Origin of the sequence: Halobacteriovorax sp. CON-3, assembly GCF_043196995.1 — a bacterium.
GTDB lineage: Bacteria > Bdellovibrionota > Bacteriovoracia > Bacteriovoracales > Bacteriovoracaceae > Halobacteriovorax_A.
This window is the reverse complement of the sequence record NZ_JBEBNA010000001.1, coordinates 1,151,996-1,169,356: the sequence shown is the minus strand read 5'-3', so window position 1 is coordinate 1,169,356 and position 17,361 is coordinate 1,151,996. Positions and strand designations below refer to the sequence as shown.

Annotated in this window: 14 protein-coding genes; 10 read left to right on the top strand and 4 right to left on the bottom strand. The window is 39.8% G+C overall.

Features of this window, described 5'->3' with window-relative positions; all coding sequences use genetic code 11:
• Positions 1–133: 133 nt before the first annotated feature.
• Positions 134–4,204 carry a tail fiber domain-containing protein gene (locus ABMA72_RS05445; protein ID WP_392856840.1) on the top strand — a complete coding sequence of 1,357 codons (4,071 nt, stop codon included), beginning with the start codon at positions 134–136 and terminating at the stop codon, positions 4,202–4,204.
• 111 nt (positions 4,205–4,315) lie between these two features.
• Positions 4,316–5,095 carry a hypothetical protein gene (locus tag ABMA72_RS05440; RefSeq protein WP_392856838.1) on the top strand — a complete coding sequence of 260 codons (780 nt, stop codon included), beginning with the start codon at positions 4,316–4,318 and terminating at the stop codon, positions 5,093–5,095.
• 147 nt (positions 5,096–5,242) lie between these two features.
• On the opposite strand, the gene acnB is transcribed toward ABMA72_RS05440, so the two are convergent.
• Positions 5,243–7,807: a bifunctional aconitate hydratase 2/2-methylisocitrate dehydratase gene (acnB, locus tag ABMA72_RS05435; protein ID WP_392856837.1), complete on the bottom strand. Its 2,565-nt coding sequence runs from the start codon at positions 7,805–7,807 to the stop codon at positions 5,243–5,245.
• A gap of 166 nt (positions 7,808–7,973) precedes the next feature.
• On the opposite strand from acnB, the gene ABMA72_RS05430 reads away from it, so the two are divergent.
• The 4 genes from ABMA72_RS05430 to ABMA72_RS05415 all read left to right on the top strand — a co-directional run bounded on the left by ABMA72_RS05430 (position 7,974) and on the right by ABMA72_RS05415 (position 12,901).
• Positions 7,974–8,867: a hypothetical protein gene (locus ABMA72_RS05430; protein ID WP_392856835.1), complete on the top strand. Its 894-nt coding sequence runs from the start codon at positions 7,974–7,976 to the stop codon at positions 8,865–8,867.
• Between the two features lie 67 nt (positions 8,868–8,934).
• Complete coding sequence (pepD, locus tag ABMA72_RS05425) at positions 8,935–10,365, top strand: beta-Ala-His dipeptidase (protein WP_392856833.1); 1,431 nt, start codon at positions 8,935–8,937, stop codon at positions 10,363–10,365.
• Positions 10,365–10,718 (top strand): hypothetical protein, encoded by a 354-nt coding sequence (locus tag ABMA72_RS05420; RefSeq protein WP_392856831.1) that lies wholly within the window; start codon positions 10,365–10,367, stop codon positions 10,716–10,718. The genes pepD and ABMA72_RS05420 overlap by 1 nt, the downstream gene beginning before the upstream one ends.
• A 35-nt stretch (positions 10,719–10,753) precedes the next feature.
• Positions 10,754–12,901: a hypothetical protein gene (locus tag ABMA72_RS05415; protein ID WP_393056402.1), complete on the top strand. Its 2,148-nt coding sequence runs from the start codon at positions 10,754–10,756 to the stop codon at positions 12,899–12,901.
• Positions 12,902–12,937: 36 nt separating this feature from the next.
• On the opposite strand, the gene ABMA72_RS05410 is transcribed toward ABMA72_RS05415, so the two are convergent.
• Complete coding sequence (locus ABMA72_RS05410) at positions 12,938–13,831, bottom strand: 1,4-dihydroxy-2-naphthoyl-CoA synthase (protein ID WP_021266380.1); 894 nt, start codon at positions 13,829–13,831, stop codon at positions 12,938–12,940.
• Positions 13,832–13,941: 110 nt separating this feature from the next.
• Here ABMA72_RS05410 and ABMA72_RS05405 point away from each other — a divergent pair, with 110 nt between their 5' ends.
• On the top strand, positions 13,942–14,238 hold the full coding sequence (locus tag ABMA72_RS05405; protein WP_392856826.1) for a hypothetical protein: 297 nt from the start codon (positions 13,942–13,944) through the stop codon (positions 14,236–14,238).
• A 7-nt stretch (positions 14,239–14,245) separates the two neighbouring features.
• On the opposite strand, the gene ABMA72_RS05400 is transcribed toward ABMA72_RS05405, so the two are convergent.
• Complete coding sequence (locus ABMA72_RS05400; protein WP_392856824.1) at positions 14,246–14,596, bottom strand: NirD/YgiW/YdeI family stress tolerance protein; 351 nt, start codon at positions 14,594–14,596, stop codon at positions 14,246–14,248.
• 64 nt (positions 14,597–14,660) lie between these two features.
• Between ABMA72_RS05400 and ABMA72_RS05395 the strand changes: the two genes are divergently transcribed.
• Positions 14,661–15,071, top strand: coding sequence for a hypothetical protein (locus tag ABMA72_RS05395; RefSeq protein WP_392856821.1), 411 nt, complete (start codon positions 14,661–14,663; stop codon positions 15,069–15,071).
• Here the strand turns inward: ABMA72_RS05395 and ABMA72_RS05390 are convergent, their stop codons facing one another.
• Positions 15,072–15,551, bottom strand: a complete 480-nt coding sequence (locus tag ABMA72_RS05390) for a globin domain-containing protein (RefSeq protein WP_392856820.1) — start codon at positions 15,549–15,551, stop codon at positions 15,072–15,074. It abuts the gene before it with no gap.
• Between the two features lie 124 nt (positions 15,552–15,675).
• On the opposite strand from ABMA72_RS05390, the gene ABMA72_RS05385 reads away from it, so the two are divergent.
• Both ABMA72_RS05385 and ABMA72_RS05380 read left to right on the top strand, forming a co-directional pair.
• Complete coding sequence (locus tag ABMA72_RS05385; protein WP_393056400.1) at positions 15,676–16,695, top strand: ABC transporter ATP-binding protein; 1,020 nt, start codon at positions 15,676–15,678, stop codon at positions 16,693–16,695.
• Between the two features lie 93 nt (positions 16,696–16,788).
• Entirely contained in the window at positions 16,789–17,334 is a 546-nt protein-coding gene (locus ABMA72_RS05380) for a YceI family protein (RefSeq protein ID WP_392856815.1), read from the top strand.
• Positions 17,335–17,361 lie beyond the last annotated feature (27 nt).

The window sequence follows — 17,361 nt, the reverse complement described above, 5'->3', positions numbered from 1 at the left end:
GCCGTCTTTTTGGGGCAGCAATGCCCCATCTTTTTACTCCACCTCTTATCATTTCAGTACGTTATTTGCCGATTTTTAAATTGTATTAAAATTCTCATACGAATTTAATTGAGATCGTCGATAAAGAAGCGAAATGATGAAGATATTTAAAAAGTCTTATATTCATATTTTATGCCTACAGCTATTAATTTCTAGTTGTGTGCCTGAAATTCAACGTCGCGATAATAGCCGCGGTGAAGTTCAGGTTGAGAATATTAGTGTGCAAGGTGATAAGCTTAGAATCGTAGGTTCGAGTCTTCATAAGGTTGAAAATATTCGCATCACAGATAAGAGTGGAGCGACTTCTAACTTTTCAATTGGTTCACAAAATGAAGGGGAGATCATTGCAGATGCTCTTTCCAACACACTTCTACCTCTTAATCAAATTCTTACCATGACTTTAGAGAGCGCAAGTGGTGCAAGTACATTTTCAATTAATGTTGATCTTCCGGATCTTGGAGCATCTCACGGACAGATTCTTCAATACAATGCCATCACAAGAAAGTGGGCCCCGGCCAATCAACCAACTTCAAGTGTAACTTCTGTAAATGGTAAACTAGGTGCGGTTAACCTTACGGTTGAAGATCTATACGATACAGACACAAGTGGTGCCATCTCAGGTTCAATCTTAAAATTCAATGGAACAAATTGGGTTATTGGAACAGACGAAGGTGGTTCATCAACAAATGCAACTTCTATTCACAACCGCTTAGTTTCAAATATTTCACCAACAGATGGGCAGGCCCTTGTTTGGAGTAGTAGTAACTCCTCTTGGGTTCCTTCTACTATCGCAAGCGGCGGTGGAGGCGGCTCTGGTGAAGCGAATACAGTTTACTCAACAGGTGGAACGTCTATTTTTAAACAAAAGGTTGGTAGCCAACTTCAGTTTAAAGGCCTTTCTCCATCTTCTGATATTAATATTACTGAAGGTTCAAATTCACTTGGACTTCAAATAAATACAGGTAATGGTGCAAACCAACTTCTAAGACTTGATTCTCTTGGAAGACTTCCTGCTATCGATGGTTCACAACTAACAGGCATCTCTGGCGGAGGTGGTGGAAGTGGTGAGACCAACACAATGTCAACGGCCGCTGGTGCTTCGATTTTTAAACAGAAGTCTGGTGTGGACTTTGTGATGCGAGGTATTTTAGGTTCATCGGACTTCGTTGTTAATGAAAGTACGAATACAGTTGATCTACAAATCAACACGGCCAATGGTGCAAATCAACTTTTAAGGCTAGATGCAAGTGGGCGCCTGCCTGCTATTGATGGTTCTCTGCTTACTGGAATTGCGGCCGGTGGGGGAGACTCAACTTTACAATCACGTGACGTATCGGCCGCTGCACCAACTAATGGTCAGGCCCTTCTTTGGAATGATGTTAGTCAACAGTGGGAACCAGCGACAATCACTGCTGGTGGAGCCGGTGGAGAAATCAACACGGCCTCAAGCGCTGGTGGCGAAGCAATTTATCAAAATAAAGTTGGATCAAATTTAGTCTTTAAGGGACTAACAAATACATCAGATATTTCCTTAACTGGAAATGCTAATGATATTCAAATTGGAATTAACACTTCAAATGGAGCAGGACAAATTCTACGTCTTGATTCTTTTGGAAGACTTCCGGCATTGGATGGATCTCTTTTAACAGGGATTGCGGCCTCTGCTTCAGGAGATGCTGTAAGCTTACAAACGAGAGATATCTCATCAACAGCGCCAACAGATGGACAGGTCTTAACTTGGAATAACTCTGTGTCAGAGTGGGAGCCGCAAACTCTTGCAGCTGCTAGTTCTGATGCAACAACTCTTCAAACGAGAACTATTTCAACGACTGCTCCAGCAGATGGACAGGCACTCGTTTGGAATAATGCAACTACTCAATGGGAGCCTCAAACAATCGTTTCAGGTGGTGGCTCAGGTGAAAATAATACTATTTCAAGTGCTGGTGGAGTTTCTCTTTTTAAACAGAAGTCAGGCGTTGATTTAATCTTAAAAGGTCTTCAAGGCTCAACTGATTTTGCGATCTCAGGTAGTACTAATACTGTTGATCTTCAAATTAATACATCAAATGGTGCAAACCAACTTCTAAGACTTGATGCCTCAGGACGTCTTCCTGCTATCGATGGTTCTCTTCTAACAGGAATTGCTGGTGGAAGCTCTGATGCAACGGCCATTCAATCACGTACAGTATCTGCAGTTGCTCCTGCAAATGGACAAGCTCTTTTATGGAATAGTACAAGTTCTCAGTGGGAGCCGACAACAATTGTGACAGGTGGAGCAGGTGGAGAGGCCAATACAGCTTCTAGTGCCGGTGGAGAAGGTTTATTTCAAGCAAAGGTTGGAACTAACCTTGTTTTTAAAGGCCTAACAGGTGGCGCGGATATCACACTGACTGGTAATACTAATGATGTTCAAATTGATGTAACAACGACCAATACAGCTAATCAACTTTTAAGACTTGATGCTTTTGGGCGTCTTCCTGCAGTTGATGGATCTCAGCTAACAGGAATTATTACTTCTGATAACACAATTCAATCACGAGCAGTTGCTTCGACTGCACCAACTGATGGCCAGGCCCTTGTGTGGAATAACACAGCTTCACAGTGGGAACCACAAACAATTAGTGCTGGTGGTAGTGGGGAAGTTAACACAATTTCAAGCGCTGGTGGCGCAACTTTATTCAAACAGAAAACAGGAAGCGACCTTGAGTTAAAAGGTCTAACTGTGACAAGTGACCTTGCGATAACTGAAAATGTAAATGATGTACAAGTTGGAGTGAATACTTCTAATGGTGCTAACGAACTTCTTCGCCTTGATGGCTCTGGCCGTCTACCGGCCATTGATGGTTCTCAGCTTACTGGGATCTCTGCAGGTGGTGAATCTAATACGGCAAGTAATGCTGGTGGAAACTTTGGCCTATACTCTCAAAAGGTTGGAGACGATCTTCAATTTAAGGGGCTAACTTTTAGTTCTGATTTTTCGGTGATGGATGTTGGGACATACTTAGATATTTCTCTTGCAAATACAAATGTTGCTGATGGACTTCTTCGTCTTGAGTCTGATGGAAGCTTGCCATCTCTGGATGCGACAAATCTTTATAACCTACCAGCAAGTGATACAACACTACAATCTCGTGCTGTTTCGACACTTGCTCCTACAAACGGCCAGGTTTTAACTTGGAATAGCTCTTATTCAGAGTGGGAGCCAGGGGACTTAGTTGCTCCAGGTGATGATCTTGGAAACCATACTGCTACTCAAAACTTTCAAATTGGTGCCAACTATATTTCATACTCAGGACTTGATGAAGGTCTCTATGTAAACCTTGGCGGTAATGTTGGTATTGGAACTAATTTACCTGCGGCCGATCTTCATATTGTCGACTCTCATGCAGAGGCCAAAATTCAAGATAGCAATACAGGTATTTCATCAGAGGTAAACTTCACATTCCTTGCAGATGGTTCTGAAGCTGGCTTTGCTCTTTTAAATTCAAATTATGACTGGGCCGCAGACTTTCCAGATGCTTCTTGGTCAGATGTGATGTTATTTCACTCTGCACCTGAGACTGCTAATGGAATGCGTATGCATGCCTTTGCTGGTGATATTAATTTCTCTGTTGGAGATGCTTCACTTACTGATGTTCTTAATGTTAACGGAACTGAAGGAAATGTAGGGATTCTCACAACAACTCCAGATGGAACTTTTGCATTAGATGTAAATGGTTCTGTTCGTGGTACTGCTGCGTTTGATTCAACATCAGATGAGCGTTTAAAAAAGAAGGTCGTAACAATCTCAAGTGAGATGTCAATCCTCGATAAAATCTCTCTTCTTGATGGTGTTTATTTTGAGTGGAGAAAGGATGAGTTTCCACAAAAGAATTTTAAAGAGGGTAGAGATATTGGTGTCATTGCTCAAAATGTCGAAAAGGTTTTCCCTGAGGCCATCTCAAAAGACGAAAGCGGCTATCTAAGTGTTGCTTATGCCAAATTAGTAGCGCCACTTATTGAAGCAGTTAAGGGCCTATTTACGATTTCAAAGGATCAAGGAAGAAGTATTGCTTCCCTTGAGGCCCGCACAAAACAACTTGAAGAAGAGAATCAGATGCTTAAGGAAGCTCTTTGCGAAATGAATCCGAAAGCGAAGATTTGTCAGATCAATCAATCTAAGTAGTTGTAATTACGAAAAACTCCCATGGTTTTACAGAAGATTTTATAGGCTCCCTTGAGCTTGGTGGCAATGCGTTATACAAGTTCATCTAGAACAAAAACACGGGACGATTCTATGAGATCTATTTATCTATCACTTTTGATAGCATTAACAACATTTAGCGCACATTCTGCCATGGCCCAAACGACTAAGCAGAAATTTTGTAAAGAAAGAGAGAATAAGCACTTTGTTAGAAATCAGATGATGACAAAGATAAGTGCTCACATGGGCTTTAAAAATTACGGAGGCCTCCTTAATGGTGGTGTTTGTTGGTGGCACTCGCGCTTTCATCGTAATGCTCTTTATCTTGGAATCTTTAGGCCAGAGTATTCGAAACCATCAGAAGATGAAGCGAAGAATATCATTAAAGCAATTCGTCGAGGTCGTAGTGTCGTTGAGATTCCTGGTTATCGAAATTTAAGAGAGTTCTCAATTGATAATGATCACTTAATTCAAAATGAGCTTGAGGCCTGGCAAAAAACTGATGGGTTTATCAATCAGCAGTGGGTGATTGGTTTACTTGGAACACCTAAGCGAAGCGCAAAGGGTATGAGAAAGATGATGGATGGGCTTTATGATCGCGTTGTTAATCAAGGTGATGTGACTTATCAAAAACTTCAGATTAAGGGAATCGATGCTCACGCTTGGCTTGTTGTCGATATGAAGAAGACAAGAACAGGTTATACTCTTTATGCAGTCGATAGTAATTTCCCTGGAGAACTGCAAAAGGTTCGCTACAATTATGGAGATAAGTTCTTTCACTATAATCGTTGGTATGGAGAGTTTGCTCCGTACACGGGAAGAAAAGTTGAGATCAAGAGAGTTAAGAAAGTAATTAAAGAATTTTGCGAATAAAAAAAGGGAGCTATTAAGCTCCCTTTCTTTTTTGTAGTTTTAGCACAGTATTTTGTTTTACCTGTACTTATCGGAAATCCGCGCTACGCTTGATTCCCTTTTATCACATACAACTACGCGCCAAAATAGTCCACTGGACTATTTTGATCACGCGTTGTCATCAATACTGAAATTTTCCATCTGATCGAAGTTTAGGTAACGATAGATTGAATCATCTTTACCTTCTAGTGGCTTCATCATTGATAGGTACTCATCAACTTTTGGAATGTATCCAAGTTTCGCACAGATTGCAGCAAGTTCTGCTGAACCTAGATAAACCTGAGCACCTTTACCAAGTCTATTATTGAAGTTACGAGTCGAAGTTGAGAATACTGTTACACCGTCTTTAACACGTGCTTGGTTACCCATACATAGTGAACAACCTGGCATTTCAAGTCTTGCACCAGCAGCAGCAAATTTCGAGTAGTAACCTTCTTTTGTCAGTTGGTCTTTATCCATCTTTGTTGGAGGACATACCCATAGTCTTGCATCAGCTTGACCTTGACCATCTAGAACTGTTGCAGCAGCTCTGAAGTGACCAATATTTGTCATACATGAACCGATGAATACTTCATCAATCTTATCACCTTGAACGTCACTCATTTTCTTAACGTCATCTGGATCGTTTGGACAAGCAACGATTGGCTCTTTCATTTCATCTAGATCGATTTCGATAACAGCAGCGTACTCAGCGTTTGTATCCGCTTCCATTAGCTCACCATTTTCAATCCAGTCTTGAACTTCAGCAATACGTCTTTCAAGTGTTCCAACGTGACCAAAACCGTTTGCGATCATTGACTTCATAAGAGCAACGTTTGAGCTTAAGTACTCAACAACTGTTTCGCGGCTTAGTTTAATTGTTGAACCAGCAGCACTTCTTTCAGCTGTAGCATCTGTAAGTTCGAATGCTTGCTCAAGCTTAAGGTCTGGTAAACCTTCCATTTCAAGGATACGACCTGCGAAGATATTCTTCTTATTTTTCTTTTCTACAGTTAGTAGACCATCTTGAATTGCTTGGTAAGGGATCATGTTAACAACGTCACGTAGAGTGATTCCTGGTTGTAACTTTCCTTTAAACTTAACAAGAACAGACTCTGGCATATCAAGTGGCATAACACCAAGAGCAGCAGCAAATGCAACAAGCCCTGAACCAGCTGGGAATGAGATTCCAAGTGGGAAACGAGTGTGAGAGTCACCACCAGTACCAACAGTATCTGGGATTAGAAGACGGTTTAGCCAAGAGTGGATAATACCATCACCTGGTCTAAGAGCAACACCTTCTCTGTTTCTGATATAGTCTGGAAGAGTCGCGTGAGTGATAACATCACTTGGCTTTGGATAAGCAGCTGTGTGACAGAATGATTGCATAACAAGATCAGCGTTGAACTTAAGACATGCAAGTTCAGTCATCTCATCTCTTGTCATTGGCCCTGTCGTATCTTGAGAACCAACAGTCGTCATTTTTGGAAGACATGAAGTTCCTGGAAGAATACCAGTTACGCCACAAGCTTTCCCAACCATTTTTTGTGCAAGAGTGTAACCTTGACCTTCGTGTGCAAGAGTTGTGTGAGGCTTAGCAAAGATTCCTGAGTCATTCGCAGTTCCTTGTCCAAGTTCAGCTCTTGCTTTATCTGTAAGCATTTTTCCGATGATTAGAGGAACACGACCACCAGCTCTAAACTCATCTAGGATCGTTTCTGGAGCGATGTCGTATTTTGCAAGCTCGCTACCTTTTTCATCAAGGATTCTTCCTTCAAGTGGACGAACTTCAATTACAGTTCCTGTTGTCAGTGCTGTTACATCAATTCCTTGAATTGGTAGAGCACCTGAATCCTCTGCAGTGTTAAAGAAGATCGGAGCGATTGTTGAACCGATGATAACACCACCACGTCTCTTGTTAGGTACGAATGGAATATCTTCACCAATGTGCCATAGAAGAGAGTTACAAGCTGACTTTCTTGAAGAACCAGTTCCTACAACGTCACCTACGAAAGTAACAGGAAGACTGAACTTTTCTTTAAGGTCTGAAATTTGTTTTGGACCTTCTGGGAAAAGTGCTCCACCCATAACATTTGCGTGAAGAGGGATATCCGCTCTTGTGAATGCAAATGGAGCAGGTGAGAAGTCATCTGTATTGATTTCACCGTCTACTTTGTAAACGACAGTTTTGATTGATTCATCAATTTGTGGCTTATTTGTAAACCACTCAGCATTTGCCCAAGACTCGATAATTTCTTTTGCAATTGCGTTTCCGCCATCTGCAAGTTTCTTAACGTCGTCGAAAACGTTAACTGCAAGAGGAAGATTCTTAAGTTCTTTAGCAGCTAGTTTTGCAAGAGCTTCATCATTTCCTGCAACAATATCAACTAGACCTTGAAGGTTGAAACCACCAACCATTGTTCCTAGTAATTCAACTGCATATTCTTTTGAAATAAGTGAACAAGTTTGTGCACCTTTCGTGATCCCAACTAGGAAGCTTGCTTTTACTTGAGCAGCTGGATCAACACCTGGGTTGATACGATCTTTTAGTAGATCAAGTAGCTCTTGAGTTGGCGCAGCTTCAAGAAGTTTAACAACTTCAGTAGCTTGTTCTTTTGTTAGTGCTAATGGAGGAATACCTTCTTTGGCCCTTTCCTCAACATGTGCGTGATAATCTTCTAGAAAATTAGACATAGATCCTCGACTTTTTGAGTTAAATTCAGTTTTTTGTATTTGATTTATACATGCATTTTTACCACCTTTTCGGCCGTTTTACTAGTCGTTATGAGCTTTTAGAAGGCCTGACTAAATTAACTTTTTTTAACTCACTGCATATCGTTCGACAGTCGATAGGCTGACTATGAAAAAGCAAGAATTCGAATTGGAATTAGAAAAGTTGTGTGAACAAATCTTCTTTAAAGAAGAACTCTTGAAGTATATCAATGTCCATAAATCTTATGTTCAGCACTTTTCAAAAAGCCTCATGAAGGAATTAGGTTGTAACGTCCTAATGGGAGGGCCTGATTCTGGCATTTTTGGTGATATCCCGCTGCAAACGAGAAAGCAGGTTAATTGGATTGAGGTCTATGCTGGCACAAAGGCCATTGTTGAGCTTAAGAATATCTACGGCCAAAAGCGTTACTTGTCTGTGAGTACTTCTAAGCTCTCACATATGGTGGCCATGTCAGATGAAAGCGATTTTACACTATTGTTAAATGACGTCCTTCGCCCTGGCTTTGTGGCCGGGATTGATTTTGACTTTTTGCGATATAAAGGGGCCGCTTCCATTACGATTTCTAAGTCACGAGCTCGTGCCGCTCAAAAGCATGGAGGGGCGATCTTTGAGAATGTTCTGCTCATTCATAATTTAGGAACAAGTGATTGTAAGAGATATGATTATAAACCAGATCTAAAGTGTAACTCGATTAACCTTGCCGTTGATTACCGCCACTATAATATCATTTTAAATATTGAATCCTCTGCAGAAGAGTCAACAGTTCGAAAGCTCTATCTTTCTCGCGGTGCAAATCTTAGAAATTACTTTGAGAAAGAGGGCAGCATCGATATCTATCATATGGATATTAAGCGCAGCCCCCATTATGACGAAAACCTTACCCTCGATAAATTTGATGGCGTTTACCTAAGTTGGCGGCCTCATATTGTCGATAAGTATCTAATTGAAGAAGCGCAGAATCATCCTAAGTTTCCTCATTTCCCTGATTCTGAGGACGATGGTGGTGAAGAAGCCGCATAGCATTTGGGCTTTTCTAAAATTGATCTTCATAGTAGATTGTTTAAAAACATAACAAGTAGGTTATTTTATGAATCAATCACGTGTCGAACAATTAAGTCCAAAATATGTTTGGTCTAACTTTCAAAAACTACTAGATACTCCAAGGCCTAGTTATCACGAAGAAGCTGTACAAACTCTACTTCTCTTATTTGGAAAGAGCTTAGGCTTAGAAACTTATCGTGATGAAGTAAATAATGTCATTATAAAGAAGCCAGGGCAACTAGGTGGTGAAAATTCAGCGCCAGTTATCCTTCAGGGTCACCTTGATATGGTTGCACAAAAGAACGAAGGCAACCCTCATGACTTTAAAAAAGATCCTATCACAACATTTATCGATGGAGATTGGGTCCGTGCTAATGGAACAACTCTTGGTGCCGACAACGGTATCGGTTGTGCGTTTGCAATGGGGCTTCTCGAAAGCAAGGATATACCGCACCCTCCATTAGAATGTGTTTTTACGGCCTGTGAAGAAGCTGGAATGCACGGAGCAATTGGTCTTAAGGGTGACCACTTTGATGGAAAGATTATGCTAAACCTCGACACTGAAGAGGAAGATGAACTGATCATTGGTTGTGCCGGTGGAGTTGATCTGATCTTTGAAAAAGAATTCAGTGAAGGGCAAGCAAATGGTGTCCATCAAAGAGTTGCCATTAAAGGTTTAAAGGGTGGACACTCGGGAATTGATATTCATCGTGGACGCTTAAATGCAAATAAACTGATTCCAGAAGTCTTTGCTGGAGTTGATGATATTCAACTTGTTTCGATTAAAGGTGGATCTCTAAGAAATGCAATTGCTCGTGAAGCCTTTGTTGATTTTTATACAAGTGAAGAAAGTCTTCTTAAGATTCGCGGAAATTTTGAATCTCTATGGGAAAAGAACCAAGAAGCCGAAGCAGGGCTAAAGTTTGAGTTATCATCAATTAGTGAAGAGGCAAGGGCCCTTTCGCTGGAAGACTCAAAACTTGTGCTGTCGGCAATTATTAATTGTCACCACGGCGTAAAAGCATGGGATGAGCACTTTGAAGGTGTTGTTGAAACATCGACTAACTTAGGTGTGATCACTCTTGAAGCTGGTAAGTTTAGCATGGCAAATCTTATTCGTAGTGCTAGTGAAGATGCGAGAGATAGCTTTGCTCAAGAAATGATCTCTGCTCAAAATGCACTTAACTCTAATGCCATTCTTGAAGGTGCGTATCCTGGTTGGAAGCCAAATCCAGAATCTAAAATTCTTTCAGTTACTGGTGAAGCTTTTAAAGACTTAAGAGGTCAGGCCCCAAAAATTTCTTCAATTCACGCTGGTCTTGAATGTGGAATTCTTTCAAAGGCCATGCCTGATGTTGATATCATAAGCTTTGGACCGACGATTACAGGAGCACACTCCCCAGATGAACAAGTTTCAATTTCATCAGTTGAAAAGACGTGGCTTCTATTCTTAGAAGTTATTAAGAGGCTTATGTAATGCTAGCGATTGGTTTACAAAATAATATTTCAACTCTCTTTGTCTATTTAGTTGTTGTTCAAATTCCAATGATCATCACATATCTCTTTGCTAAGGATTTAGGGATTTCAAATCTTTGGCTATACTTTGTTTGTCTTATTATTGGGCTAAGGGTTGCATTCTTTAAAGACGACTATTTTAAAAGAAAGGTGGAGTCAAAACTCTTTAAGCAACTTCAAATGAGGAGTGGCAAGTCTCCTTCAAAGAGCGAGATTGTAAAAGCGTTAAATCTATCTGTTGGACTTAGGGATATTATCTTCTTTGCTAACTTAATTATCGTTTTAGTTTTAACAGCAATTTTTAATCAATTTTAACTGCGTAAAAATATCTTAATCTCGATAAGAATGGTGTGGAATATAAATATATTTACACCATTCTTATCTTCATCTTTGTCCTCGAAGGTTGTCAAAAGCACAGTCGTACTATCAGCTCTGTAGGAACAAATCTTCAAGTTGCCAAAGGGGACTTAACAGCACACCTTGTCTCAAGAAGACTAAATGGACAAAGGGTTGTGATTGAAGGGGAGTGTACAGACGATATTCCCGTTAGCTTCTTTTCAAATCATCTTATTAACGACCAACATTTATCCACACAATGTCAAAATGAGAAGTATCGAAAAGTTTTATTCTTTCAAGCCGATGTTGTGGGCCATCAGGATATCTTCGTCACTCAAGATGGATACTCTGCTGTCGTGACAATTCCAAGTGTCGTCACCCGCCGCCCTGGCAAAGTTATTGTTGATACACCAATGGAAGGCTACTTCTATGGTCGCACCATATATGTTTCTGGCCGTTGTCAGCTTAAGGGAACAGTTTTTATACGAGGAAGTTATATTGAAGACTTTGTCAAAACCGCGGCATGCTCAAATGGACTATTTCTTACTCCTATCTACTTTTCAAAAATTAACGCTGAAGCAATGGAGACCCATCTATTTATCAATCAGGTGGATGCGTATGGAAATAGCTCTGAAATGACTATTAAGAAGATCAAATTTAGAAATGACGATCATTCGATCTTCTTAACTGAGTCAATTGTTGGAGCCTCTGGTGATTCCCTTGAGGTAACAGGAAGTTGTAAAGGCTTTGAACGAGTTAGTATCGATGGAAATATTGTTAATTGTCGTAGTGGTAACTTTAGTTACAAACTTGATTTATTACCTCGAAAAAAAACGGGACGTCTCCTCTATCAAGTTCCTGTCGAGGGCCTGAATGGGAATTTTCGTTCAAATCTTCGAATGCTCTTTTATTATTATAAGTCGGTTGAGACCTCTCCGCACTTCTTCTCTCCTCGGGGCAAGTATGATGAAAGTGCTAGAGGAAGACATGTTATTAGTGGAACTTGTGGAAGAACTTATACCAATGGCAATGTGAGACTCTATACAAAAAAGTCAGAAAATATACTTCGTGATGCTCACAATATTCCACTAAGACAAGATGATGGTGTCTTTATTATTTTCCCTGATGAGTATGATCTCGGGGGGGAGACGACAATCTTTGCAGAATGTAATGATTTTTATATCGACTATAAAACGAATAATTTCTCAACCTCTTTCGACTATATACCTTCTAATGAAATACGACTAGCACCAAAGGGTGTTGATGTGCATAGTATGAATCATATAATTGAAGGAGGATGCTCTCAAGGAAACTCTGTGCGTTTACTCGATCTTAGTAATGAAAATATTGAACAGGCCAAGTGTATAAATGGGAAGTACTCAATCGAGATAACATCTTCACAGATGGCGGGAAAAAATCAATATGAAATCTTTGAAGTTAATTTATTTGAAAGTTATCAAGGGGCCAAGCAGTTAATTGATGTTAACTATAGTTATGCCGTTGCCTTTCCTTATCACTTTCTACAAGAGTCACCTGTTCCAGGATGGGGCTCTAAAGTATCTCCACTTCGTTTCTATTGGAAGTATCCTTATAAGTCTGAAGTTAATGATATTTATTATGGCTACTACTCAAAGAATAGCTATATTCAGGTGGAGTGGAAGAAGCTGCCACAAAATACCAACCAATTACTTCTTGATGGCCATGAGTTGCTTAGGTTGGGTTATAAGGAATGTGAAGAAGTACAGGTCTATTTTCAGTCTGTTGATAAGAAAAATAGGAAATCAATTATTATCGAAACAAGTCCCATTCGATTTGACTTCACCCCTCCTGATGAAGTCGAGGTCGAGCAGATCGACTATTCACCATTATTTAGAAAACAATTACCCAAATTCAAGTTTAAAGATGCCGATGATAATTGTGTAAGTGATGATAAGTTATTTTATAAATACACTCTCTATCAGGTTGTCTTTTCCAAAGAAAATGAAGAAGAAATCATTGACCGAATAACCATTGATGAGTTCACTATTTCTAATGTTCTTAAAGAGAGCTTGTTTAATAGAAAGTACGACCTTGAAGGAAATTTTCAAGTAGGGGTGACAGTTTTTGATCGCGGACAAAATGCTACGAAAGAATATTTCTCAATTATTTTCTCATGGAAGTAGAGAGAACGAGGGGGCATGGAGGCCCCCGTTATATCTTTAGTAATGCCAAGGAAATTGAGAGAAGTCTTTTTCACGCTTTTCAACAAAAGCATCACGGCCTTCTTGTGCTTCAGGAGTTCCATAAGCAAGTCTCGTTGCTTCACCTGCAAAAAGTTGCTGACCAACTAGGCCATCATCAAGAAGGTTGAATCCAAACTTAAGCATACGCATTGCAGTTGGAGATTTAGAGTTCATCTCTTTTGCCCACTCAAGTGCCACCTTTTCAAGGTCTGCATGAGGAACAACTTTATTTACCATGCCCATTTGGAAGGCTTCTTCGGCACTGTAGTTGAAGCCACAGAAGAAAATTTCACGAGCACGTTTTTGGCCACATTGGCGTGCAAGATATGCTGAACCGTAACCTGAGTCAAAAGAAGCAACATCTGGGTCTGTCTGTTTAAAGATAGCATGCTCTTTTGAAGCAATTGTCATATCACAAACAACGTGAAGAGAGTGTCCTCCACCAACTGCCCAACCAGGAACGACAGCAACAACAACTTTAGGCATAAAGCGAATTAAGCGTTGCACTTCAAGGATGTGTAGTCTTCCAAGCTTTGCTGGATCAGGAGTTCCATCACCATCAACATACTTATATCCATCTTTTCCACGAATTCTTTGGTCTCCACCTGAACAGAATGCCCATCCACCATCTTTTGGTGATGGCCCGTTACCTGTGATAAGAACAACACCAACATCACTCCACATTCTTGCGTGGTCTAGGGCGCGGTAAAGCTCATCAACAGTTTGAGGTCTAAATGCGTTGCGACATTCAGGGCGGTTAAATGCAATTCTAACTGTCCCTTGGTCTACGGCGCGGTGGTATGTAATGTCCTTGAAATCGAAGCCTTCGACTTCTTTCCAAGCACTTGGGTCAAAAATATCTGAAACCATGTGATCTCCTTTTGTTTCGCTCAATATAAAATGCCTGAGCTAAAGTGTCATTCATAACTTTGTGTGCGGCCAGTCTAAACAAAATGAAGATGGTGTGAGTTAATAGTGATATGAAAAATCTCATTCTTTTTACATTTCTATTCTTTCTAGGACTCAGTGTTAATGCAGAGGTAACAGTTGTCATCGATGGGACTCGTTATTTCTGTAGTGAAGATGGCAGACCTCCGCAAGATCGCCAGTGGCAATGTGTTGCTCATTGTGACTCAAGGTCATCGGATGGTGAGTGTCGTAGGTATAGGGAGGACTTCTGCGGTATCAACGCCGTCTGCATTCCTTATTGCGAAACGCGTTCTTCTAGTGGAGTGTGTCGTCGCTACGGAGACGATATTTGTCGCTCAGAGGACTAAATGTCGACTAAGGCCTAAAGACCTCAAGCTCTTCTATCTCAACATAGAAGTGCTTTGACTCATTATCAGTTTCACCCTTCATAAGAAAAAGGGTTTGATAGTTATAGTCAGTATCAAGTCCAAGTAGGCTTGAGCGAATCTTTACGAGAATGAGTCCGTGCTCATCCTTAACAAGGTAGAAATTATTTTTTAGCTTCTTATGAATTCGGGCCTTAAGCGTAACTTCTTTGCCATCACTTGGATTTCTCTTTAAGTTCTCTGAAGTATAGAGACTTCCTTGTTCCTGCCCTAGAAATTTCTTTGGGCCCCCACAAGAACTTAATAATATAGCAAAAGAAGCAATGAGAAGTTTATTCATAGAAACCATTATATTTAACTTGTTGGTTTTTGACTATAGGGCAAGCGCCAGAGATAATTAATCCATGAAATTAATCTCACTCTTATTATTTACTCAATTATCTTTCGCTAGTATTGGCGGTAAGTGGCTAGGCACTGGAGCTGTAAAAACTCCTAAGGCAACTCAAGAATGCTCTGAAGTTTATTTTCGTTTATTCTACGATGGGAAGAAATTTAAAATTCAAGAGGGTGGTTACAACTGTAATGGCCTTAGTGCTGAATATCCATACTCTGTCTTTGATGTTAATGGCCCACTTCTTTACTATAAAGGAGAGGTTTCTGGACTGATCAATAATGACGAGTTAACGATCTATTCTAAAGAAGATGGCTTTTCTCTACGCTTTTACTTTGTCGCTGAAGATGAAGTTGAGGTCACTGAGTCTTGGAAAGAGGGTAGTGATTACTTAATTATTACGTCGAAACTATTGAGAAAGTAATTAGGCGGCCTTTTTAAAGGAGTCCACTCGTTCCTTGTTCTCTAAAAAATCTTCAAACTCCCTGCGTAGGGTTGCATCAACCATTCCGTCTGAAATATATTCGGCCACATAGTAGAAGCACTCACGCCAAGCTTTTTCTAATTTGGGATTCCAGGTGTTCATATGAAAGAGCATAAGGGTTTGAATAAATGCTTCTTCAAAAATGGGAAAATAAGTCTCAGATACTTCGTACTTAATTTGATTTCCTCCCAGTCCTTGGAGGTAGTATTTTAAATACTCTGGATTTTTTAAGTTATTGATCGTGATACTAAGGGCCCTGATAAAAGACGCTTTCAATTGTTCGCGGTCCATGTGAGCGAAAACTTTTTGCATGCCTGGCTCGAGAATAATGACATTGTCAAAGAAGGCATTTGTAAAGTTTTTAAGATTAGGCTCAATTCTCCTAAATGATTCAGTAATTAGTTCCTTATCAAAGCTCATAAAGTCTCCTGGGCGCTACAGCTTACTCATCGTTGGCAACATAATTTCTTTTGAATTAAGATTTCTTAAATTCTCTCCAAACCCTGTATTTACAGATTGTCCTACTTAGGAGAGTCTAGGGTTAATGAAAGTTTTAGCAGTAAATAATTTAACTTATAATTTTGATCAAAAATCAATTTGTCAGTTTGATAAGATCTCTTTCGATCTTAGAAAGGGTGAGGTCTTAACTCTTCTTGGGCCTTCTGGAACAGGGAAGACGACTTTATTCAATATCCTTACTGGAAAGTTAACACCATTAAGTGGTGAGGTTGAAAAATCAGAGGGACTTAAAATTGAAATGGTCTCTGGTGTTGATAACCTTAACTGGGACTTAACGGTTTTTGAAAATATTGAAAGTCATTTACTTGCTCACGAGCCAAGTGCCGATACGAATCGCGTTCGTGATATGATTGAAATTTTTGGCCTAGAATACAAGGATCACAAAAAGCTCGATCAACTTTCGGCCGGACAATTACAAAGACTTCTCTTTGCTCGCTCAATGGTCATTGCACCAGATGTACTCTTACTAGATGAGCCATTTTCAAATATCGATGAATTTCTTAAAGCAACTCTATGCCATGAAATTTTTGAAATTTTTAAAGAGAATGAAATCTCATTAGTTTTTGTCACTCATAATTTAAAAGAAGCGTATTCATTAAGTGATCGTATTATTTATCTTAGTGGCGCTAAACTTCAGACTTATCAAAAACCACAAGACTTCTATGATAGGCCTCTGTCAATTGATGCTGCTCGCTTTGGTGGGATGATCAATCTCGTTGCAGGACCTATTGTTGAGAGAAATGGTGACAAGGTTGTCGTAAAAAATGACTTTGGACAATTTGAAGTTATGGATAATCTCAAAACAAATAACCAATTTGTCTACTTGGCCTTTCGTCCGAAATTTTTAAAATTAGTTGAGGAAGATGGACACTTAAAAGGGCGAGTGAAGGCAATTATTAGACATGGCGAATATGACTTCATTGAAGTTGCAACCATGAATGCCAAGGTTCTAAGATTTCAAATGGCCGACTCATCTAAGGTGAGTGTTGGCTCACAAGTAAAGCTCGCTATTGATCTTGAGAATGCCTTTCTATTGCCGGTTTAACTAATCTTTACCAAAACTTAATTATTGGCACATCGTGTTTTCTCTTAGAATACTTACAACTATTGTCGTTGTGGTATCGTTGGAGGAAAGAAGATGAAATTATTAATTATCGGTTTTTGTATTTTACTTTCAATTCTTGCATTCGCTAAGGATATTGATACCGATAAGAGTTTTCTAAAATGGCACGCGAGTAAAGTTGGTGGCCAGCACTGGGGACATGTTAAATTCTTAAAAGGAACAATCGAACACGACGATAAGGGCGAGCCAGTGAAAGGATCATTCACTGTTCAGATGAATACAATTGATGTTCGTGATCTTGAAGGGGAGTGGAAGGATAAGTTACAAAATCACCTTCGCCAAAGTGACTTCTTTGAAATTGAAAAATACCCAATCGCGACTATGGTAACGAAATCAATTACAAAAATTGCAAAGAATAAATATAAGGTTGTGGCAGACTTTAAGATCAAAAAGGTAACACGTCCTCTAACTTTTAATATGAATTATGACGGCAAGAATGCCACGGGTAAAGTTAGCTTCGACCGTACAAAATTTGGCATTAAGTATCGATCAACTTTATTGGGCACTGTGGCAGATAAGGTTATTCACGACAAAGTTGATTTAGAATTCAACGTTCAATAAGCTGAAATTACATAGTGAATTTGAACA